At 36.1% G+C, this 23606-nt stretch carries 21 protein-coding genes, 1 pseudogene and 1 other annotated feature; of the genes and pseudogenes, 9 read left to right on the top strand and 13 right to left on the bottom strand.

Going from position 1 to position 23606, the window contains the following annotated elements; genetic code table 11:
- From BM350_RS06125 to acsA, 7 genes are all read right to left on the bottom strand, one after another.
- Positions 1–1362, bottom strand: coding sequence for a hypothetical protein (locus tag BM350_RS06125; RefSeq protein ID WP_090918225.1), 1362 nt, complete (start codon positions 1360–1362; stop codon positions 1–3).
- On the bottom strand, positions 1359–2738 hold the full coding sequence (locus BM350_RS06130) for an ATP-grasp domain-containing protein (RefSeq protein WP_090918227.1): 1380 nt from the start codon (positions 2736–2738) through the stop codon (positions 1359–1361). The genes BM350_RS06125 and BM350_RS06130 overlap by 4 nt, the downstream gene beginning before the upstream one ends.
- Positions 2739–2753: 15 nt before the next feature.
- Positions 2754–4106 (bottom strand): phenylacetate--CoA ligase family protein, encoded by a 1353-nt coding sequence (locus tag BM350_RS06135; protein WP_244547938.1) that lies wholly within the window; start codon positions 4104–4106, stop codon positions 2754–2756.
- 499 nt (positions 4107–4605) lie between these two features.
- A complete protein-coding gene (locus tag BM350_RS06140; protein ID WP_090918231.1) occupies positions 4606–5172 on the bottom strand; it encodes a mechanosensitive ion channel family protein in 567 nt (188 codons plus the stop codon).
- Between the two features lie 60 nt (positions 5173–5232).
- The gene (tyrS, locus tag BM350_RS06145; protein ID WP_090918233.1) at positions 5233–6489 is read right to left on the bottom strand and encodes a tyrosine--tRNA ligase; all 1257 of its coding nucleotides are present in this window, start codon (positions 6487–6489) and stop codon (positions 5233–5235) included.
- A gap of 65 nt (positions 6490–6554) precedes the next feature.
- Positions 6555–6781, bottom strand: a binding site (T-box leader).
- Between the two features lie 306 nt (positions 6782–7087).
- Complete coding sequence (locus BM350_RS06150) at positions 7088–7714, bottom strand: LysE family translocator (protein ID WP_090918235.1); 627 nt, start codon at positions 7712–7714, stop codon at positions 7088–7090.
- 179 nt (positions 7715–7893) lie between these two features.
- Positions 7894–9612 (bottom strand): acetate--CoA ligase, encoded by a 1719-nt coding sequence (acsA, locus tag BM350_RS06155; RefSeq protein WP_090918237.1) that lies wholly within the window; start codon positions 9610–9612, stop codon positions 7894–7896.
- Between the two features lie 185 nt (positions 9613–9797).
- On the opposite strand from acsA, the gene BM350_RS06160 reads away from it, so the two are divergent.
- The 7 genes and pseudogenes from BM350_RS06160 (at position 9798) to mscL (ending at position 15783) form a co-directional block, all read left to right on the top strand.
- The gene (locus tag BM350_RS06160) at positions 9798–10430 is read left to right on the top strand and encodes a GNAT family N-acetyltransferase (RefSeq protein WP_090918239.1); all 633 of its coding nucleotides are present in this window, start codon (positions 9798–9800) and stop codon (positions 10428–10430) included.
- A gap of 15 nt (positions 10431–10445) precedes the next feature.
- On the top strand, positions 10446–11090 hold the full coding sequence (locus tag BM350_RS06165; protein WP_090918240.1) for an acetoin utilization AcuB family protein: 645 nt from the start codon (positions 10446–10448) through the stop codon (positions 11088–11090).
- Positions 11087–12253: an acetoin utilization protein AcuC gene (locus tag BM350_RS06170; protein WP_090918242.1), complete on the top strand. Its 1167-nt coding sequence runs from the start codon at positions 11087–11089 to the stop codon at positions 12251–12253. The genes BM350_RS06165 and BM350_RS06170 overlap by 4 nt, the downstream gene beginning before the upstream one ends.
- Before the next feature lie 400 nt (positions 12254–12653).
- Entirely contained in the window at positions 12654–13511 is an 858-nt protein-coding gene (locus BM350_RS06175; protein WP_090918244.1) for an alpha/beta fold hydrolase, read from the top strand.
- Positions 13511–13780, top strand: a pseudogene (locus BM350_RS06180) (alpha/beta fold hydrolase); the annotation flags it as partial. The gene BM350_RS06175 and the pseudogene BM350_RS06180, both read left to right, overlap by 1 nt.
- A gap of 362 nt (positions 13781–14142) precedes the next feature.
- Positions 14143–14919: a C39 family peptidase gene (locus BM350_RS06185; protein WP_090918246.1), complete on the top strand. Its 777-nt coding sequence runs from the start codon at positions 14143–14145 to the stop codon at positions 14917–14919.
- A 465-nt stretch (positions 14920–15384) separates the two neighbouring features.
- Positions 15385–15783: a large conductance mechanosensitive channel protein MscL gene (gene mscL / locus BM350_RS06195; RefSeq protein WP_090918248.1), complete on the top strand. Its 399-nt coding sequence runs from the start codon at positions 15385–15387 to the stop codon at positions 15781–15783.
- Positions 15784–15827: 44 nt separating this feature from the next.
- Here mscL and BM350_RS06200 read toward each other — a convergent pair whose 3' ends face one another.
- The 5 genes from BM350_RS06200 to BM350_RS06225 all read right to left on the bottom strand — a co-directional run bounded on the left by BM350_RS06200 (position 15828) and on the right by BM350_RS06225 (position 19714).
- Positions 15828–16100: a DUF3917 domain-containing protein gene (locus tag BM350_RS06200; RefSeq protein WP_090918251.1), complete on the bottom strand. Its 273-nt coding sequence runs from the start codon at positions 16098–16100 to the stop codon at positions 15828–15830.
- Positions 16101–16236: 136 nt separating this feature from the next.
- A complete protein-coding gene (ccpA, locus tag BM350_RS06205) occupies positions 16237–17235 on the bottom strand; it encodes a catabolite control protein A (RefSeq protein WP_090918265.1) in 999 nt (332 codons plus the stop codon).
- A 304-nt stretch (positions 17236–17539) separates the two neighbouring features.
- Positions 17540–18610 carry a bifunctional 3-deoxy-7-phosphoheptulonate synthase/chorismate mutase gene (locus tag BM350_RS06215; RefSeq protein ID WP_090918253.1) on the bottom strand — a complete coding sequence of 357 codons (1071 nt, stop codon included), beginning with the start codon at positions 18608–18610 and terminating at the stop codon, positions 17540–17542.
- Between the two features lie 227 nt (positions 18611–18837).
- A complete protein-coding gene (ytxJ, locus tag BM350_RS06220; RefSeq protein WP_090918255.1) occupies positions 18838–19164 on the bottom strand; it encodes a bacillithiol system redox-active protein YtxJ in 327 nt (108 codons plus the stop codon).
- 1 nt (position 19165) lies between these two features.
- The gene (locus BM350_RS06225) at positions 19166–19714 is read right to left on the bottom strand and encodes a DUF948 domain-containing protein (protein ID WP_090918257.1); all 549 of its coding nucleotides are present in this window, start codon (positions 19712–19714) and stop codon (positions 19166–19168) included.
- A gap of 360 nt (positions 19715–20074) precedes the next feature.
- Here BM350_RS06225 and BM350_RS06230 point away from each other — a divergent pair, with 360 nt between their 5' ends.
- Entirely contained in the window at positions 20075–21091 is a 1017-nt protein-coding gene (locus BM350_RS06230) for a trypsin-like serine peptidase (RefSeq protein WP_090918259.1), read from the top strand.
- A gap of 468 nt (positions 21092–21559) precedes the next feature.
- Complete coding sequence (locus BM350_RS06235; protein WP_090918261.1) at positions 21560–22675, top strand: aminopeptidase; 1116 nt, start codon at positions 21560–21562, stop codon at positions 22673–22675.
- 293 nt (positions 22676–22968) lie between these two features.
- Here BM350_RS06235 and BM350_RS06240 read toward each other — a convergent pair whose 3' ends face one another.
- Positions 22969–23400: a VOC family protein gene (locus BM350_RS06240; RefSeq protein WP_090918263.1), complete on the bottom strand. Its 432-nt coding sequence runs from the start codon at positions 23398–23400 to the stop codon at positions 22969–22971.
- Between the last annotated feature and the right edge of the window lie 206 nt (positions 23401–23606).

Here is a 23606-nt window from a genome sequence, read left to right on the forward strand (position 1 = left end):
TTAACTCCTATAAAAAAGACATGTTACAGCTGCACCATTTTTAAGATTCACTACATCACTTTGCTCACAAGGTAATCCCCTTAACATCGCTCCTGCGAATTCTCCATTAATAATGTATAGCCCCCAACACATGATGGCTTTCTTTAAGTCAATAGTTTCCTCTATTACAAAAGGAATTTCTTCTTCAAGTGGATATACCCTTTCCTGGACAATATACACAATATCAGAATTTAATAAATTTAAAACCGCTTTTTCCCAATCATTCTCATTGTACTTCCAGCCTAAAAATACCTCATTTCCTCCATAACCAATCGTTGCCTTAATCACAAGTTTATCTTTATTTTTTAAAATATACTCCATTCCCTCAACCTCTAGATTATCTTCTGACGTTACCATGTCTTTTAAAAATCGAGTCCAAGGAATGCATCTTTTTACTAAATCTAATTCTTCATTTGTAAAGAAATGACTATAATAAGGATCTGAAAGGAACACAAGATTTCCTTTATTTCCATAAAGTTCGGTATGAAATCCTGTTAACAACTCCAGATTACCAGCTTGGGAAGCTTGGACAATCGCTTGTACTTCTTCTGGATTATATAGCGCATCATCACATAAAAATGCACGATACAAAATATCAATTTTCCGGCCATTTACCGTAAGCATATTATCCTTAAGTTCCGCTTCTTTTTGAGAGCATATAATCGCATTATATCCAGCTTCTTTTAGTCTTAATTTAATATAATTTAAGGTACCATAGTAACTATCAAGATATTCATCCCAATCCATAACAGCTATAGTTATGTCACTATAGTTTCTCCCAATCTTTATAGCTAGTTCATTTATATTTTCTATTAATATATCCATAGGATCAACATAATCCCATTTTTCAGAATCCTTTAGCATTTTATAAAACTCAAAAGAACGCATGCTTTTATTTAAATATCCTATATCTAGTCCTCCAACACTGCTATCTACATTAAATTCCAAAAATTTATATCCAGATTTTGTAAAATATATATCACTGCGAGCTATCAAATTCTTATTTTGATACGTTGACATCATTAATTGATATTGTTTTTCTGAAAAACCTAAAGTTGTACACATTTTTAGGATATCCCCTGAAAATATACGTTCTGGTAAAGATACAATAATATCTAATAACGCCTTGGTATCTCTACTAAGGATGTCCAATTTTTCTCCGCTTAACAATCCAGGCTTTGGAATTATCATAGTTTCTTTATCAGAATAATACTGAAGAACTCTCTCTTTAACCAATTTATTTTGTAATTGTTTAAATGAGCTGATTGCTAATTGGGAATTCTCTCGTACACTCACATTAAATTCATCAACCTGTGTCTTCATACACTCATTACCTTTTCTTTCACATCTTTTAATACAATTACAGGTTGCTCATATCCACCTTGTCCAAGATTAATAACAGCTTTATCCGAAATACGTGATACGACTCCAGCATATTTTCCACCAAACATAAATATATCAATTCCGAATTTCTTGCTTTTTTTCACAATATTTTCACCTTCGGATTCTAATATACTTACACTTGGAATTTCGTTATATTCCTGAATAATCCAATTTGTATTTTTATTATCATTTACGATTTTAGCCCATACCTCTTCATCTGTATCTTTACCTAAAAATACATTTTCCCCTCGTGTAGAATTATCAACTTTTAAAACAAAGCGATCTTTATTATCAATAACATATTCAATTAAATTTATTATTTCCCCTTTAAAAGAAGTTATAGTTTCTTCTAACTTTCTTGTCCATAAAATATGTTTATTAACCATCTCGATTTGTTCGTAAGATAAATATTTTTCTTGAAATCTCGGATCCGTAAGTAAAGCTAATGTCATTTTACTCTCTCCGATAAACATAGAAGGATATGAGTTAACATTACAAACTAGCCCTTTCTCACATGCTTCAATTACATCCTCCATATCTTTATTACCTAGTTCTAATTGATCAACTTTATTATAAATAATATCGATCGGACATTCGTTATACATAAGTTGCTGCCTTTGTGAATCTAATTTTAGATCTCGCAAATCACAAATAACAATGTTATGTCCCATTTCACGACCATATTTTTTTATGTGCTCCAATTCGTATGAATAGTTACCAGCATAATTTACAAGAGCAATTTGAGGCCTATCAATATTACCTCCCATTTCTTTATAAGCATTTAATAATTCACTAATAAATCCATTAGGTGTATCACACAAAAATTGTTCCTGTTCATAAGAGCTTGTAATTTCTTTAATAAATGATAGATTAGCCCATTGCTCTTTCAATTTACCTAATACAACAACCCCTCCTGGGCAGCATGCATTTGGTTCAACGACTTTAAATCCTTCTCCTCCATTCCATATACAATCAAATCTTGAGATTCTAATTTTGCGCTTATACCTTGGATTAATGTTAATTAATCTTGTATATTTATTGTAGTATGAAAAAAACTCCTTAATCTCTTCATCTTTCTCATATGCTTCTAACACTATTTCTAATGCATCAGAAAGTGTTTCAGAAGCTCTCTGAAAATACTTGTTTTCTTCTTCTGTAATAGCTAAAGGCTGAACAGAAAAAGGGAGTGCCTTTTCTTTAAATATTAATCCTTCTTGTTGAATGATTTGATCTACTTCTTTTAAAGTCTCTTTAAAGCCTCTTTCATTTTTTTCTGCTAAATTATGAAATTCTTCTCCAGTTTGTTTAAATAACATATAAAATCCCTCCGTTTATTTTCTTTGATCTATAACTCGAACGATTTTTCCTGAACTTTCAGAAACCTTAAGATTCTCTCTGCTTACTAAACTGATTACTAAGGGGGCGATTACCTGTAATTGAATCATTTGTTTAAGCTTCGGTGTATAAGTTAAAATCCGCTCCCTAATTCTGTTTATTAAATTTGCTTCAATTTCTTTATCCATAGCTTTTCCTGATACTTCAAAAAAAACATGAATCATATCTCTATTTGCCTGTTTTTTTACTACTAATTGAAATTCTCCAGTCAACTCGTCTAAATGACTGCATGCCTGAGCGAAAATTTGCGGAAAGATTTGTTCACCACCTAATTTAATGATTTCTCCTTTTCTTCCGATTAATTTAATCCTTTGATTCGTTCTCCCACACGGGCATAAAGAATCTATTTTTAATACCAAATCATTTGTTTGGTATCGAATAACTGGCATCAACTTTCTTTTTAAATTCGTAATGACAAGTTCACCAACTTCTCCATCTTGTACAGGTTGGCCTTGTTCATTCAAGATCTCAACATACTGCAATTGATCATGTATATGGTACGTACCTGCTTCACAGTAATCACATTGAAAACCAATAGTCCCAACATCCATACTTTGAAACACTGATTTGAAATCTTTCACTCCTAAAGCAGATTCTAAATAATTCTGGGTAGAAGAATACATTTTTTCTCCGCCATAAACAATTCGATTTATTGAAAGTTGACTTTTGTTTTTTTCTATATATTGTGCTAAGGGTACGACATCCGAAGGCATGACTAACAGGGTTGTAACATTGAACATTTTTATATACCTAGATAACCTTTCAAGATCCGAACTCATCCCTATAGGAACAATTGTACATCCAGTTCTTTCAAGTCCTAGATAAACAGTAAACTCAGATGTTAAAAATCCTGGTACTCCAAATGTGGCAACTGTATCACTTTTATTAATTCCGGCCATTGCATAACCTTTACCATGAAAAAATATATTTTCTTTTAGCTCATCTGCTGTTAAATAAATCAGTTTAGGTTCTCCTGTTGTTCCCCCACTTGTAAATACGTAAGAATTGTGAGGAGAACTGGTCAGCATATGCTTTGGCGGAATTTCTTTCATAATATCCCGAGAACTAATCATAGGAATTTCTTCATACTCTCTAAGATTGCTTACATTCACATTTACATTTTGATATAACTCCTGGTAAAATCGCGATTGTTCGTTAGCAAAAGATACAATTTTATTTAGTTGTCCTAATTGCTTTATTTGTTTATCTTTCCTCGGGATAAAATCTGTCGTTTTCTCTAAATTTGTAAATATTGAAGTGCTAAACAATAAATCTCCTCCTTTGTTCATGATAAAAGAAATGATTAGCTTCTTTCACAATCACCTTCTCTTTACTGGCATCATGTAATCACAGAAAAACATCAATATTAATCCGGAAATATTTTTTACCTTTTTTTCATAAATATTACAGTTAGAAGTTTATACGCATTAAATTTTATTTTAAATATTAAAAACAAGACAAAAATCGACACTAATATTATTAAAATGAATTTTTTTTTACTTTTTTTATTTTTTATTCCTAAATTTGTAATTGACACCAGATAAATAAAAGGGGGTTTTTTAGAAATTTTGAATACGTTATAAGTGACAGAAAAATAAGAATTGTTTTGATAAATTAAAATGCATCCTTTTTAAGTACCTAAAAACAAAAAAACAAGACAATTTTGTCTTGTTTTTCCACTATATTTTTTTACAAAATATTTCTTCCGTATCTTCTAGTATAAGAAAGTCCTCATACACATTTTGTAAGACTCCGGCATCACCGAAGTCCTTCTTCAATCATATTCCCTTACGCTATTTCTTTACGTTTTTCACCTAAAGAGTAGTTCGCAACTTTTGTAATTGAACTGTTCGCAACGAAATAAATCTCGCCGGTTTCTGCAACGAGCTGCGTCGTACGAAGCCCTACTTCTTCGATGATACCGTCAATATCATTAATTTTCACTTTATCGCCAACTGAAAATTGATCTTCGAAAATAATAAAGAATCCTGTTACAACGTCTTTTACTAAGTTTTGTGCTCCAAACCCAATTGCTAAACCGGCAACACTCACCCCAGCAAGAAGCGCTTTAATATCGATTCCTACTGTTTCTAAAACCGTCATAATGACCATGAAATACACAACATAATGAACAATATTTTGACAAAGCTTCGTTAATGTCGCTTCACGTCTTTCATTTGTACGCACAGGCGCTTTGCTGCTCATCTTAAATATTTGTTCAATTCCTACAGAAGCTACGCGAATAATCACTTTTGCCGCAATAAAAATAACAATAATTTTCAGGATGGTTTCCCCAAAGCTAATTAATTTGTCCGGATTTAAAATATACTCATCTACAATTTTCTGAATATCCAAAATGTTAACTCCTCTCCTTTAAAATGCAAAAAGCGTAAGAATTCTTACGCTTTTTGCATTTTAGTAACGAATTAAGAAATATTTTTTCTTCCCGCGGCGAATGATTGTAAATTTACCTTCAATGCGGTCTTTTTCTGTTATCATGTAGTCTAACTCTTGTGTACGTTCACCATTTACATAAACCGCACCATTTGTAATATCTTCGCGTGCTTGACGTTTTGACGGTGAAATTTTACTTTCCACAAGTACATCCACTAACAATGCATCTTCTACACTACGCTCTACAGATGGTACATCCTTAAATCCTTGCTCAATTTCCGCTGCTGTTAATTCTGCAACAGAACCGCTAAATAATGCTGCTGAAATTTTAATTGCTTGCTCTAATGCTGGAGCGCCGTGAACAAGTTTTGTCATTTCAGAAGCTAATGCTTTTTGTGCTTCACGCTTTTCAGGTGCTTCTGCAACTTGTTTTTCTAATTCAAGAATCTCTTCATGAGATAAGAATGTAAAGTATTTTAAGTATTTCACAACATCACGATCATCTGTGTTAATCCAGAATTGGTAGAATTCGTACGGCGTTGTTTTTTCTGGGTCTAACCAAACCGCGCCGCCTTCTGTTTTTCCAAACTTCGTACCATCAGATTTCGTTACAAGCGGTACAGTTAAGCCGAATGCTTTCGCATCTTCTTCTGATTTACGGATTAATTCTAAACCAGCTGTAATGTTCCCCCATTGGTCACTACCACCAATTTGTAATCTACAACCGTGCGTTTGGTATAAGTTTAAGAAATCGTATGATTGTAAAATCATGTAACTAAACTCAGTGAATGAGATACCTGTTTCTAAACGAGATGCAACTGTATCTTTTGCTAACATGTAGTTTAAGCCAAAGTTTTTACCGATATCGCGTAAGAATGTAATTAAATCTAAAGAACCAATCCAATCGTAGTTGTTTGCGATTGTTGCTGGATTACCTTCTTTATTGAAGTCTAGGAAGTTAGAAAGCTGCTCTTTAATACGCTCACTGAAAAAGGCAACTGTTTCTTTTTCATTTAATGTACGCTCTGCTTTCTTACCACTTGGGTCACCAATTAAACCTGTAGCTCCGCCAACAAGTGCGATTGGCTGATGCCCTGCTTGTTGGAAACGACGTAATATTAAAATTGGTAGCATATGACCAATATGTAAGCTATCAGCTGTTGGGTCAAAACCGCAGTATAATTTCACACTTTCTTTCTCTAATAGTTCTTGCAAACCTTCTGCATCCGTTTGTTGGTTAATTAGGCCACGAAACTCAAGATCTTGTAAAATGTTCATCATATTCACTCCTTTAAAAATAATTTGTGCGCGGAATTTAAAAACATAAAAAAATCGCCCCTTCAATAAGGGACGATTTTAATCATCGCGTTACCACCCTAGTTGCAGATAAAAAACCTGCCACTTCATTCACATAACGGCTCATCACCGTCTTTCCCCTTTCGGATGAAATCCAATCGAAGAAAGATGCTCCAGGGTCGTAATTCGCGATCATTTATGTGCTGATTTTCACCGGCCATCAGCTCTCTAAAACAGGGAAATGATCACTACTGTTCCCTTTCCACGCTCGATTATTTATATACTTCTTTTTATAACATCATTTGTATATGCCTGTCAAATGCAGCCCAAAATTTCTCGGTTGTAATTTCGTTATATCATTTTTGTAACTACTCAGCCATACAATTCACTTTTCAGCATATAGATTGCTGCCATAGAGAAACAAATGGCCATGCCCCTTGCTACCTTTCTTTGTTTTAAACATTGCACGTGGCAGAAATAGTCCCTGATCGCTCCTATGCACAGCCAGTACCTCTCGCCCATTTAAAAAAATGCTTTTCTGCCTTTTTTCATAGAATGACTGAGTAGTTACTAAAAGTGACTATGGTCGTTTTTCCAGCGCTAATTTAATCCCAAATGCCAAAAGTACAAAACCACTTATCCCTTGAATAGCCCGCTCTGTAGACGGCTTTTTCATCCATGTACGAATTGCATTGATTAAATAAGTATAGAGTATAAACCATAGAAAGGTTAAAACTGTATATGTCATTCCCATAATAAAAAGTTGAAAAAATGTATTTCCATCATGCTGTATAAATTGCGGTAAAAACGTTAGAAAGAAAATAGCTACTTTTGGATTTAACAAATTTGTAAGAAAACCTTGTCGGAAGCAAGAAGCACCTTGATACTTATTTTTAACTGTAATATCCTCTGTTTGTTTTCCTTTCTTCTGTAAAGACCATAATGATACGCATCCTAAATAAATAAGATAAATAGCACCAATATACTTAAAAATAGAAAATAAAAATGCCGATTTAACAAGAATTGCAGAAATCCCAAGTACAGCTGCTAACGTATGAATACTTAAACCGCATAGAATACCAAAAACAGTTTGCATTCCGCCTTGTTTCCCCTGCAGTATCGTATTCTGAGTTACTAATCCCGTATCAGGTCCTGGCAAAATAATAAGAAAAATTGACATAGCAACAAAAAGATAATATTGCGTCACTAACATCCCTCCAAACAATTAAACCTTTTCTTTATACCATTGTATTAACCTTCTTGCATCCTCTGTTGCATTTTACATATTACGTATAAGTTATATGTAACGCTGAACAATTTGAACACAATTTTACTATACTCTAAACAAGAAAGGTCTGAACCAGATGTAGTTCAGACCTTTCTTGTTTAATCTTCCATCGTAGACAAGTCACCTGTTGGTAAGTTTAACTCCCATGCCTTTAATACACGGCGCATAATTTTACCGCTTCTCGTTTTCGGTAATTTATCTCGGAATTCAATTTGTCTCGGTGCCGCATGAGCTGCAAGACCTTTTTTCACAAATTGGCGAATTTCTTCTTTTAATTCTTCAGATGGTTCGTAACCTGCGCGCAGTGCGATAAACGCTTTAATAATTTCTCCGCGAACTGGATCCGGAATACCAATTACACCAGCTTCAGCTACAGCAGGGTGCTCGATTAATTTACTTTCTACTTCAAATGGACCAACGCGCTCACCTGACGTCATAATAACATCATCAATACGCCCTTGGAACCAGAAGTAGCCATCTTCATCCATATACGCAGAGTCACCTGACACATACCAGTCTCCTGGCATAAAATAAGACTCATATTTTTGCGGGTTATTCCAAACAGCACGCATCATCGATGGCCAGCCTTTTCCAATCGCTAAGTTCCCCATTGTGTATGGCGGCAATTCGTTTCCTTCATTATCAACAATTGCTGCCTTTACGCCTGGAACTGGTTTTCCCATAGAACCCGGGCGAATTTCCATGCATGGATAGTTACAAATAACTTGTCCTCCTGTTTCCGTCATCCACCATGTATCATGAATGCGAAGATGGAACACTTTCATCGCCCAGCGAATTACTTCTGGGTTTAACGGTTCCCCAACACTTAAAATATGACGAAGATCTGATAAATCATACTTCTTCAGCGTATCGTCACCAGCACCCATTAACATGCGAAATGCTGTCGGAGCGCTATACCAAACTGTTACACCGTAATCTTGAAGCGTTTCATACCAAGCGTCCGGGCTAAAGCGTCCCCCTAAAACTACGTTAGAAGCTCCGACTAGCCAAGGCGCAAAAATACCATAGGCTGTTCCTGTTACCCAGCCTGGATCTGCCGTGCACCAATACACATCATCTTCTTTTAAGTCCAGCACCCATTTTGCTGTTTGATAATGCTGCACCATTGCATTTTGAACATGCAGCACTCCTTTTGGTTTCCCTGTTGAGCCAGATGTATAATGTAAAATGAGCCCATCTTCTCTTCCAAGCCATTCAATTTTCAGCTTATTAGAAGCTTGTTCAAAAAGCGGATTAAATGCTACAATTTTACCGCCTTCTTCTACACCTTCTCCAACAACGAATACCGTTTTTAACGCTGGTAAATCATTAAATGGTATACGTTCTAACAATTCTGGTGTTGTTACAAGCACCTTTGCTTCACTATCCACCAGGCGGTCACATACAGCCGCTTCCATGAAAGCTTCAAATAGTGGGCCAACGATTGCTCCAAGCTTTGTTGCACCAAGTAAAGTAAAATACAATTCCGGCGAGCGAGGCATAAAAATAAAGACACGGTCGCCTTTTTCAACATCCCCATAATTTTTTAAAACATTTCCTGCTTTATTCGACAATTTCTTCATTTCTTTAAATGTATATTTCTCTTTTCTCACACCATCTTGATAATACAATGCTACTTTATTTTTTCGGTGGGATTTGGCATGTCGATCAATGGCCTCATAAGCCATGTTTACTCGCCCAGTTTCATGCCAAGAAAAATTTTGATTAACTTCTTCCCAATTAAAGTTTTGATATGCTTCATCATAATTTAACAAATTGTTTTCCCCTTGAATAACTGGAAGTGTTTCTACTTTCATTCTTTACATCCCCCTTCTATGTACCGTATAAGTGTATTATAAATATATATTTTATAATTTTCAGTATTTTTTAAGAATTTTAGACATTTTTTTACTGACAAATTTCGATTCACATCGCATACTGAGTACAGTAGTATGAAAATAGATAGTAGATTCACAAAGCCCTGAAGGTGGTGAGCCTAAAATTGATTCATAGCAAAGTTTACAATGCAAGAAATTTAAAAACACCAAAAGGAACTTTAATTATTGAAGGTCCTGTCCAGACACATAATTTAGAAACATATGAATTTCATCCTGATTTAATTGCCTTTCGACCTGCGGCTCAGCAGTATAAAGCAATTGTCGAGATTTCTAAGTTACCAGAAGCTCGAATTATTATTGCTCGTCATGAACATACAATTGTTGGCTATGTAACATATTTATACCCAGACCCTCTTGAACGATGGTCTGAAGGAAAAATGAAAAATTTAATTGAGCTTGGTGCAATTGAAGTTGCTCCTGATTTTCGCGGCTGCGCTGTTGGAAAGAACTTATTAGAAGTTTCTATGATGGATGACCATATGGAAGACTATATTATTTTAACAACTGAATATTATTGGCACTGGGATTTAAAACAAACTGGACTCAATGTCTGGGAATATCGAAAAGTAATGGAGAAGATGATGAATGCTGGTGGACTGGAATGGATGGCAACAGATGATCCTGAAATTTGTTCACATCCAGCAAACTGCTTAATGGTTCGCATTGGAAAACGCGTTGATACAGCATCCATTCAACAATTTGACCGCTTACGCTTCAAAAATCGTTTCATGTACTAAAAGGGGGATTACATCATGATCGTTGAAGAAATCATGAATCAAAATGTAACAACGCTGCGCCCAACTGACACGATTGAAACAGCCTTGAGAACATTAGCAGCACATAGTATTCGGCACATTCCAGTTGTAAATGAAAAATATGAAGTTGTCGGCATTATTTCCGACCGTGACGTTCGCGATGCGAGTCCGTCCATTCTTGATGAACACGTTTTAAAGGATTCTCTTAAAGAGCCGATTGAACGTATTATGAAGCATCCTGTTATGACATGTCATCCTCTTGATTTTGTTGAAGAAATTGCCACGTTATTTTTTGAAAATAAAATTGGCTGTCTTCCTGTTACAAAGAGCGGTAAACTTGTCGGCATTATTTCGGAATCAACAGTATTACATACACTCGTCAAATTAACAGGTGCTCATCAACCAAGTTCACAAATTGAAATTCAAGTAAAAAATGAACCTGGTATTCTCGGAAAGGTCGTTGCTGTTTTCAGTGAACTGAAAATTAACATAGTGAGCGTTCTCGTCTATCCAGCAAAAGAAGAGCGCGACAAAGTTCTTGTATTCCGCATTCAAACAATGAATCCTCTTAAAGCAATTGAAGAGCTAGAACAAAAAGGCTACCATGTTTTATGGCCAAATATTGCGGGGATGGGAACATGAAAAATGTATTCATTTACTCAGAAAATTATCAGGGCTATTCCTTTAGTCCTGATCACCCTTTTAATCAGCTTCGGGTAAAGCTAACGTATGATTTACTGCAAAAAGGTGGATTCATACATCCTTCACAGATCATTCCTCCACGAATGGCAACAGATGAAGAAATTGCTTTAATTCATACAGAAGAGTACATAAATGCGGTAAAACGTGCTGGAGAAGGAACAATAGAACAATCACTTGCAATGTCCTATGGTCTTGGAACAGAAGATACACCCATGTTTCAAAACATGCATGAAGCGAGCGCCCTTCTTGTTGGCGGCACCTTAACTGCAGTCGATGCAATTCTTGAGGGAAAGGCAGAGCATGCTCTAAATCTCGGCGGTGGATTACATCATGGCTTCCGCGGAAAAGCATCTGGATTTTGTATTTATAATGACAGCTCGATTGCCATTAAATATATACAACAAAAATATGGTCTTCGTGTTTTATACATCGATACAGACGCTCATCATGGTGATGGTGTGCAGTGGTCCTTTTATGACGATCCTAACGTATGCACAATTTCATTGCATGAAACAGGGCGTTACTTATTTCCAGGAACAGGAGCTGTAAATGAGCGTGGTCAAGGGAATGGATATAGCTATTCTTTTAACGTTCCTCTTGATGCTTTTACAGAAGATGATTCATTTATTCATGCATATCGCACTGTTATTCGAGAAGTCGCTGACTATTTCAAACCAGATATTATTTTAACGCAAAACGGAGCTGATGCTCATTATTACGATCCTCTTACACATCTTTGTTCAACGATACAAGTTTACCGTGAAATCCCAAAGATTGCTCATGAAATTGCTCACGAATACTGCAATGGCCGCTGGATTGCAGTCGGCGGCGGCGGTTATGATATATGGCGCGTCGTTCCGAGAGCTTGGGCGCTCATTTGGCTCGAAATGAACAACATCCAAAACATCTCAGGACATCTCCCACCAGAATGGATTGAAACTTGGAAAGGACAAGCTAAGACAGACCTCCCGCTCACCTGGGAAGACCCAGACAACATGTATAAACCGATTCCACGCAAACAAGAAATTGAAGAGAAAAACGAATTAACTGTAGCAAAGTGCCTTGAGATAATTCGGAATAATATGAAAAAGATATTGTATTAAAAAAACGATATAAAAACCCTTTTCTTTTTAAGGGGGGACGAGAGCATCTGGCCGCGTATAGTAGCGGTCAGGGCTTTTTTCTGCCACATGCGAAGTTTTAAACAAAGAGAGAGAGCAAGTAGCGGGCATGTTTTGTCTGCATAGTTGCAACTTATATAAATACAAATTAAAAAATCGACATAAAAACCGTCTTTCTTTTTAGGTGGGCGAGAGCATCTGTCCATGCATAGAAGCGGTCAGGTCCTTTTTCTGCCACATGTAAGGTTTAAAACAAAAGGAGAAAGCAAGTAGCAGTCATGTTGTATTCTGCATAGCAGCGACTTATATGTCGAAAAATTAAAATGGATATATATATATATTGAAAATTTAAAATAGATTTACATAAAAAGGAGATACGCTTATGTGGAAACAACAACTTATCCATACAGACCGAGGAACTTTTGAACTATTTACAAAAGGACACGGAGAGCCGCTCTGTATTACACACCTTTACTCACAATTCAATGAAACGGGCGACTATTTTGCTGATAGCTTCGCATCATTATATCAAGTTATATTAATTAACTTAAAAGATGCAGGCAATTCAGTAACTGCTTCTCAAGAAGACGAATTAAGTATGAAAGAAACAATTGAAGATTTAGAAGCCATTCGAGAAGCACTGCACATTTCATCATGGCATTTTGCAGGGCATTCTACCGGCGGCATGCTTGGACTTTTGTATGCTATAAACTATCCACGATCTTTACAATCGTTAGTAGTCGTTGGCGCTGCTGCTAGTGACTATTCAAAATTGAAAGACTGCATTTATCATCCAGAACACCCGCAGTTTGCATATACGCAGCAGCTCATTGAAGATTTGAAATTGCCGCATCTTACGAAAGAAGAAAGAACTACTTTATCAACCGAGCGTACAAAGTTATCCTTATACAAGCCAGAACAATACGAATCATATTTCTCAAAACCAATTTATAAAACGATGGCCGTAAGCCGTATGAACTATTTTTCAAAAGAATTTCGCAGCTTTGATTTACGAGAACAGCTTGCTAGCATAACAACAAAAACGTTAATCATTTGCGGAAAACATGATGTGCAATGCCCGATTGCATCTTCTTTACAAATACATGAAGGAATACGAAATTCCTCCTTTACTCCTTTTGAAGACAGCAATCATTATCCATTTTTAGAAGAGGAAGAGAAATTTTCATCTGTGATTACAGCATTCTATCATTCTTGGAAGGAAGGCAGTGAACATCTATAATGCTTCAAAATGGAATTACTTATATAACAATTAACAACGTTCGCCATTGGTGCAAAATTGCCGGTGCAGAACATCAGACAATACCCATTGTCGTTGTTCACGGCGGGCCAGGCGGAAACCATTATGCATTTGAATGAACAATTGGTCCAAAACTAGAGGAATTTACGACTGTCATTTACTATGAACAACGCGGGTGCGGACGTTCTGATACTCCCGAAAACGAAGAAGATTACTCGATCCCTATTCTAGTCGATGATCTTGAAAAACTAAATTTGTAGCCTCCTTTTTCTATATGGGGGCATTTTTATTTTTCAACGTATAGATTACTGCTATGTAGAAAAAAGAGGCCCGCTCTCGCTTCTCTCAAAAGAATGAATCTATATCGTTTTTATTTGTGTTTATATATTATATGTGTATCCTCTTAACACTCCATATAAGCGAATCAATCCCTTTTGAAAAATAAGAAATCGTTTTTCTTTAAAAACATTAATATGAAAAGAAGAAAAAATTGTATTCCTTCTGATTAAACTGAATCCATTATCTTTTGAATATTTTCATGAGAAATGAAAGAACTTAATAAAAAACGCTATCACTACACCATGTATGGCACCACAGAAAGAAGGTGAACGCTATGAAAAGATTTCTAATTTTGTATGCCCTATTCGCAGTTATAACAGGCTATTCCACTAAACAGACTTCCACTGAAAAACATACATCTCATTCCAAACATGAAGAAGCCGAATTAACGAAAAATGTGCAATATTCACCGTCACAACTCGCCCCCCTGCAACCTTCACCTCCTCCAAAACAAGAAAAAGTTATTTTAGATGTGCCGCTCATACCTCAAAAACCCGAGCTGAAATTCGGCTGTGAAGTCACGAGCTTAGCAATGGTACTGCAGCACGCTGGCGTAAAAGTCGATAAAATGGAATTAGCCAACAATATCAAAAAAGACAATGATCCTCCGTCTGTGAGTAAAAATGGAGATATTCTTCAATGGGGAGATCCTAAAGAAGGTTTCGTTGGAGATATAACAGGAGAAAAGATGGGATATGCCGTCTACGTTGAACCACTGCAACAATTAATGGAGCGTTATCTTCCAAATCGCACAGTAAATTTAACTGGAAAATCTTTTGATGATGTACTAGCTCAAGTCAAAATGAATAAACCTGTAGTGGTTTGGACGACAGGAGATTACAAAATTCCTGACAGATGGGCATCTTGGCAACACGGAAACGAAAAAATTACAGCTCCTCTAGATTTACACGCCATTGTGCTCGTAGGTTTTGAGAACGGTTATATTTATATGAATGATCCTTTAACTGAGAAAAAAGCACTGAAAGTAAACAAAGAAACATTTATTCAATCTTGGGATGCGTTAGGAAAACAAGCTTTGTCGTATCGTTAACAAATACAAAAAGGATGTGCTCTTTAAAAGCACACCCTTTTTCTCATTATTTTGCTGCAAACGTAATATGATTGGCAGTTGCCCATCCATTCATAGGTACGACTGTATATGTTACATTCGGTTGTAACGTTGCACCATTTTGCAAGTCAAAAATGCCTACTTCACCTTTTCGAGATGTAAAACGGTACTGCGCTCCTATTTTGCTTCCGTCTGCAGCTTGTAGCTCTACTTTACGTCCGGCAAATAACTCTGTTTTTGGATCTTTATCTAAAGTAACTTGGATAGACTTATTATCAATTGCTTCATACCTTACTAGAAATTTGCAACAAAAAAAGGAAAACTCGTTCAGTTTTCTGAATTTATTTTTATTCTCCTCTACTCTTTATTTCTATCTTAACTTTATTTAGAATGTGTTGATAGGAATAATAAAATTCATAGTGAATCGTGGAAAGGGTGGAATTATAAATGTGGAACGAGTTTAAAAAATTCGCTTTAAAAGGGAACGTTATGGATTTAGCCGTCGGGGTTGTAATTGGCGGCGCATTTGGTAAAATTGTTTCTTCATTAGTAAATGATGTTATTATGCCATTGATCGGAATTTTACTAGGTGGTATTGATTTGACAGATCTTGCTTATCCAGTAGGTAAAGCTACATTAAAATACGGTGCATTCATTCAAACTATTGTTGACTTCTTCATCATCGCGTTCTCTATCTTCTTATTTATTAAGTTATTTAATAAGCTAACATTCAAAAAAGAAGCAGAAAAGAAAGAAGAAGTACCAGCACCAACAAAAGAAGAAGTACTTCTTACAGAAATTCGCGATTTATTAAAACAACAAAACGCATCAAGAGATAATGCATAAGCAAATAGATAAAGAGAGCAGGTACTGTATGCCTGCTCTCTTTTCTATAACGTTTCTGAGTTTGTATGAATAAACAAAATAATTCCTGCAACAAGTAAAATAATGATAGCGCCTACAAATAATGTAGTAGAAAAAAATATAAACTTCTCATGTACTTGTTCTCCAGCGCTTTCTAAAAAAATGGAAGCAACATATGTGATTAGGGCTATTCCTGCCAAAGTACTGCCAGGAATAAATCGTCTTATACCACTCTGTTTTAATGTCATATAAGCAAATAGAGCCGTCGCGCAAAGTGTAATTCCCCAAAGAATGATCATTTCATCTCCCCCTCACATAGCCTTTAGTATCATTATACATTAGAAATAATGTTAAAGCGAAGCTTCCATTTCAAAGCAACTATACTCGTTTCAAAATAAAAAACTCGCGGTTATATTCCCACGAGTTTTCTTCTTATTACTTCGTTGAATTTCTAAACTGAATGCGGTGCGGTAAAATAACTGTATGATCTTCCACCGTTTCTTTGTTCATATATTTTGTTAATAAACGCATTGCAACCGCTCCGATGTCATACATTGGTTGTACAACTGTTGAAAGCTGCGGGCGTACCATAATGGCAAGGCGTGTATTGTCAAAACCAAGTACTTCTAAATCATTTGGTACGTTTAAACCTTTATCTTGTACTGCATGAATTACGCCTAGTGCCATTTCATCAGAAGATACGAATACAGCTGTTGGTTTTTCAGCAAGTTCCCATAGTTTGTCTAATGCTTCCATACCAGAATCGTACGTGTAGTCACCATCCACAACAAGTTCTTCATCGTAAGCAATACCTGCTTCTTCTAATGCTCGTTTGTAACCTTGTAATTTTTTCGCACTGCCTGCTTTATCAACGTAAGGGCCAGATACGAAACCAATTCTTGTATGACCTTTCTCTAAGAAATGCTTCATTGCATCATACGCTGCTTGTGTGTAATCAATATTTACAGATGGTGTAATATTTTGCTCATCAAACGATGCCGCAAGTACGATTGGAACAGGAGATTTTTTAAATTCTTCTACGTGAGTCTCTGTAATATCTTCTCCCATAAATACGATACCATCTACTTGTTTCCCAAGCATTGTATTTAATAAATGGAATTCTTTTTCTTTATTTTGGTCAGAGTTACTTAAAATAATGTTATATTTGTACATTGTTGCGATATCTTCAATACCACGTGCAAGTTCTGAATAAAACGTGTTAGAGATATCTGGAATAATAACTCCAACTGTTGTTGTTTTCTTACTTGCCAATCCGCGTGCTACTGCATTTGGACGATAACCAAGGCGCTCAATCGCCTCTAATACCTTCTTTCTTGTTGTTGGTTTTACATTTGGATTACCGTTCACAACACGTGATACTGTTGCCATTGAGACATTTGCTTCACGCGCTACATCATATATTGTTACGTTCATCTTTTCACACACTCCTTTATAAAATTCATCTATATAATATGTATCAGTTAACTTGAATGAAAAAAAGACATCCACTCTACTTAAAGATGTCACTTCCGAGCCCTTTCACTAATGATACGATACAAATAAGGATTGAAACAATATTTTCCCGAAAAAGTTTCGAAAAAATTCGTTCCTTTTCTTATATTTTCATATTTTTAATATAAAAATACCCATTTTCCAGAAAAAAATCTATGCAGCACACAGCTACATAGATTTTCGAAGCCATTATCCCACTATTTGTAGACAGTAAGCTATCCGCTTACTATCTCATACGAAATGCTTTTAATTCATTCATAAATGCATTGAACTCTGGAATATCCATTTGCTGCGCCGAATCAGAAAGTGCTACAGCTGGATCAGGATGTACTTCTGCCATAATTGCATCTGCACCGATTGCCATTGCCGCTTTTGCAGTTGGCAATAATAAATCACGGCGTCCTGTTGAATGTGTTACATCAACAACAACTGGCAAGTGCGTTTCTTTCTTTAAAATTGGTACAGCAGAAATATCTAACGTATTTCGCGTTGCTTTCTCATACGTACGAATACCGCGCTCACATAAAATAATATCGCCATTTCCTTGTGCAATAATATATTCTGCCGCATACATAAATTCTTCAATTGTTGCGGATAATCCTCGTTTTAATAATACCGGCTTATTCACAGAACCAGCTGCTTTTAACAGCTCGAAGTTTTGCATATTACGTGCACCAATTTGAATGACATCTACGTAATCAAGCGCCATTTCAATATCATTTGGATTTAAAATTTCACTAATAACAGCTAAATCATACTCATCTGCTACTTGGCGTAAAATTTTCAATCCTTCAATACCAAGACCTTGGAAATCATATGGTGATGTACGTGGTTTAAATGCTCCGCCGCGCATAAGTTTTAAGCCTTGTTCTTTCATTACCTCAGCTACTTGGCGAACTTGTTCATAGCTTTCAACTGCACATGGTCCCATAATAAAATGCGCATTGCCATCACCAATTTTTTCACCTTTAATGTCAACAATCGTATCATCTGACTTTTTCTTACGGGATACAAGAAGGGCCTTATGATGATCATCTTCTTGCAACTCTAACCCTGTTTTAAAAATTTGTTTAAATAAATGTTGAAGCGTTGATGTTTCAAATGGCCCATCATTATTTTCCGCAATTAAATCGAGCATTTTGCGTTCACGTACTGGATCAAAACGTTTCACACCTTGTACTTCTTTTAACTTGCCGACTTCTTGTACAAGCCGACCGCGTTCATTTAATAACTTTAAAATTTGTAAGTTCGTTTCGTCAATTTGAGAACGTAATCGATCTAACTCCTGTGATGCCATAATAAAGCCACCTCTTTCAAGTTTTATATGTATACTAATAAGTAAATATAAATATCATTCATAAGATAATTTATTATATATGATACATATGCAGATGTCACTTCATACACATCGCACGAGAATGCATATGGAATCGTTATTTCCCCTTCATTTAATCGTAAAATATATAGCCCGTCAATATTATTTTCAGAAAATAAAGAAAAGCAAGCGTGTTTGCTTGCTTTTCCTTATTTCATATTTTCTTTTAATGCTTGCTTTGTAATGTTCCAATGTGATGCATGCCAGAGAACTTTACCATCTTTTATGTATAATACTTGCGGCGATTCATGTCTAATTCCAAAGTATTCAGCAATCTTATTGGAAACAGGACGTGCATCCTGTACATATAAATAATATGCTGGCACAGCTTGCTCTTCACTGCGATATTCTTGAAACGCTGTGAAAGCACCGTGGCTAATTGGACATGTTGTACTATGTTTAAACAAGATATATGGCTCTTTACTTGCTGTTATTCCTTCGAATTGTTCCATTGTTTCAATCTTTGTCATATTCATATTATTCACCTCTCATTCGAATCGGAAGCCGTGGCACTTTCTTTTCTTTTTTCGGCTTTTTCTCTGTTCTTTCAAACTTCTCTACTTCATCTTCTTTCTTTTTTGTCCGGAAGCGATTGTACACATCAATGACCGCATTACTCCATTGTACTACTTGCGCTACTTTATCAGCATTATTTTCTACTTGATGTGCAACAGAATCAGAAACGCCGCGTAATCGTGTATTTAGGGAATGAATCGTTGTTCCGATTCCCTCTACACCTTCCATCACTTTATTTAGCGACTGTGATTTCTTTTGAATATCATCTGCTAATGCATTTGTTTTATGAAGAAGTTGCTCTGTTTCCACTGTAATGCCCTGCATTTGTTTTTCCAGGCCCTCCATCGTACTTGCGACATTTTCTAACGTTTTTTGAACAGATACTAATGTTCTACATACATATACAACTAATACGGCAAACGCAATTGCGATAATGGCTACACCGACGTATAAAAGAATTTGCATACGAACCACTCCTTTATATTTTTTATTCTTTTTTCTATTATACAATCATTTTCTATTTCATTCTAATTGTTCCATATTTGGCTATGAATTTTACCTTTCATTGAAATAAAGTGAACCTTCCGCCCAATTAAGTACATGCCAGTCCCCCACATATTTTCTTTGTTTCCTAAATACCTTGAAATGGGAATGCAAGATGAATCCATTTTAATTTTCGAACCTATAAGTCACTGCTATGTAAAACAAAAGTGGCCTTCACTCGTTTTTTCTTTATATGTGGTCATGAAAGGGACTACATACAAACAAAAAATTTTATGCGAATGTTTCAATTTGTTTTCATAGTGAATAACGAATTGAAATATGATATGATTGTGGCCGCGATTACCAAATATATCCAAGGGGGCGTTTATGAAAAGACTACATTTTTTGGTTTTTGGAACTATATTTAGTGTAATTTTCACATTATGTTTAAGTACTAATTTAGCATTTGCAACATCCAATGATGAAAATGCTACTTTAAGAAATAACGATTCTCTTACCCAATCTAAAACTGCTCCAACAATCCCACCTACTATTCAAGATCCCAAAAATACAGAAGATCCTGCCGGCTATTGGACAAAAGAAAAGATGAAAAATGCAATTCCAGCAGACAAAATTAAAAATGATGAAAAAAAAGAAACGAATCCAGAGCAATTTGAATCTTCTTTAATAGGAGAGCCTACTAATATTTCTGATCCCGTTCTACCCGAAACTAACAATAACATAAACGAAGCAAATGTAGTTGTTCCATCTACAGCAGGAAAAGTATTTTTTTCATATGGCGGAAAAGATTATGTTTGTTCTGCTTCTTCAATTAATAATAATTATAAAAATCTTGTTATAACAGCAGGCCATTGTGTCCATGGAGGAAAAGGGAAAGGATGGCACTCAAATATTGCATTTGCTCCGGCATATCGTAATGGTTCAACACCTTATGGTATTTGGAACTGGAAAGACGCTCGGACATTCAACGCCTGGATAAATGATAGTAATTTTAGCTACGACCAAGCATTTTTTACTGTTTTCCAAAGGAATGGAAAAGACTTAGTAAATACGATTGGAGGGAACGGACTTTCGACTGGATATGGTACGAAGCAACCAGACGTTCGTATTTTTGGTTGGCCCGCCGAAAAACCATATGATGGACAGATAGCTTATTATTGCGACGGACCTACAACTAGTAGAGGATGGTTTAGCAGCGATGCCGCCATGAGTTGTGGTATGAATGGAGGAGCTAGTGGAGGGCCTTGGTTGAGAGAAAGAATTAATCAAGATCTTGGTTATGTTTTTGCAGTGACATCTCGGCGTTCAACTTCTGGCACACCAACTTTGTATGCAACTCCCAACTCTAAAGATGTTAAAACAATGTTTGATCAAATGAAATAAAGTGAAACTTTAATCAGTGGGGGTTTTCTTCATCCCCCACTGATTATTAGCCCTCACCAATCGGGCTTTTACGGGCCGTTTATCTCCCACCTAACTTCTTTAGAAAAGCGGAAGCGGCTCGCCCAGAATCGCAGGATGCCCACGCCTCTGACAGAGAGGCGCTTTTTGCCTCGTCCGAGGGCGCGAAACGACCGGAGATTCTAGCCGCTAGAGCTGGACAATGCTTTCGCTGAATTTTGAGGTGGGAGTCTTACTGCCCAAAAATAGCTTATATAAAAAAAGAGTAACCAGAAATACATACTGGTTACTCTTTTTCGTTTTAGGACAGGAAATAACAACTATCTACCACTTACCCTTTTCACGTTTTACATTTATAATTTTCTTGCCAATATTTTGATAAATTATTAAACAAATTCAGATAAGTAGGTTACAATAAGGAAGGATACATATATAAGGGAGGCTTTACATATGAAAGACCCACGTATTGAAACATTAGCAAAAAATTTAATTAATTACTCTATTCGTTTACAAAAGGGCGAAAAAGTATTAATTGAAAACTTCGGTTTACAAAAAGAGCTAGTAACAGCACTTGTAAAAGCTGCATATGAAGCTGGTGGCTATCCATTCGTACTATTAAAAGATCATCAAGTAGACCGCTCTTTAATGATGGGCGCAACAGAAGAACATTTCGAGCAAATCGCTGCGTATGAAGCAAGCGTAATGAAAGATATGGATGCTTATATCGGCCTTCGCTCTGGTGATAACGTAAATGAACAAGCTGACGTTCCGAGTGAGCGTATGAAAATTTATGGAAACACAGTAGGTAAAAAAGTACATAGAGACATTCGTGTTCCAAAAACAAGATGGGTTGTCCTTCGTTATCCAAACGCTTCTATGGCACAGCTTGCAAAAATGAGCACAGAAGGATTTGAAGACTTCTACTTTGACGTATGTAACTTAGACTACGCGAAAATGGATAAAGCGATGGACAATCTTGTTGAGTTAATGAACAAAACAGATAAAGTACGTCTTGTTGGACCTGGCACTGACTTAACATTCTCTATTAAAGACATCCCGGCAGTTAAGTGTGCTGGTCATTTAAATATTCCTGATGGCGAAGTATACTCTGCACCTGTTCGCGATTCTGTTAACGGTACAGTTTCTTACAACACACCATCTCCATACAACGGTTACATGTTCGAAAATGTAAAACTTACATTTAAAGACGGTAAAATTGTTGAAGCAACTGCAAACGATACAGAACGCATTAACAAAATTTTCGACACAGACGAAGGGGCACGCTACGTTGGTGAATTCGCAATCGGCGTAAACCCATACATTTTACATCCAATGGGTGATATTCTATTCGACGAGAAAATCGACGGTAGCTTCCACTTCACTCCTGGACAAGCATACGACGATGCGTGGAATGGCAACAACTCTAACATCCACTGGGATTTAGTATGTATCCAACGCCCTGAATACGGCGGCGGAGAAATTTACTTCGACGACATATTAATCCGTAAAGACGGCCGCTTCGTTGTACCTGAATTAGAAGCGTTAAATCCTGAAAACTTAAAATAAAAAACAAAAGTGAGCACAGGTTGTTGTGCTCACCTTTTTATTATATAAATACAAATTGAAAAACTAACATAAAAAACCCTTTTCTTTTTCGGTGGGCGAGAGCATCTAGCCATGCATAGAATCGGTCAGGGCCTATTTCTGCCACATGCGCAGCGAAAACCAAAAAGAGCAAACAAGTGCAGGTTCCTTTTTTTCATAACACCAATCTATATGTTAAAAAACAAATTGGATTTATATATAAGACTCTGTTAATTTTTTCTTGAACGCACCCGATAGTAGATGTACTAAATAAATTAGAAAGCCAGCATAGCCCCTCTTTCATCAAATACAGAATCTGGGTTCCAGGAAACCTCCCAAAGATTGTTTTCTGGATCAGCAAAATATGCTGTTCGTCCTCCCCAGAAAGCATCGCTTGGCTCCCTTAAAATTCTTCCGCCTACTTTTCGAATTTCTGCAATTGTCGTATCGACTTGTTCAGGATGATCTACGTTAATAGCAAAAGTTACACCACGAAAAGTTTCTACACTTTGAGTGATTGAGACTCCAGCATCCTTTGCTAATTCCTCAATAGGAAAGATAGAAAGAATAACACCTGCCGTTTTAAAAGCAGCGTAATTATCTGAACTGATTTCCGTTTCTTCCCACCCTAAACTTTTGTAAAACGTACGAAGAACCGGCAAGTTATACGCACCAATTGTTATTAAGCTTACTCTTTGTAGTACCATGATATTCCTCCCATAATGTATAGAAACACTTGTTAAGTGACAAAAAAGTTGTTTAATTTACAATAAAGTCGTTTAAAAAATAATAAATTTCTTGTAACTACTCAGCCATACATTTCATTTAGAAGTTTGGTAAGGAGTATAATTCCAGCAAAAGTACGCTTACCTATAATTGCTGCCATGAAGATAAAAATGGACCTACACCTCGC

The organism is Bacillus sp. 103mf (genome assembly GCF_900116295.1).
Lineage (GTDB): Bacteria > Bacillota > Bacilli > Bacillales > Bacillaceae_G > Bacillus_A > Bacillus_A bruguierae.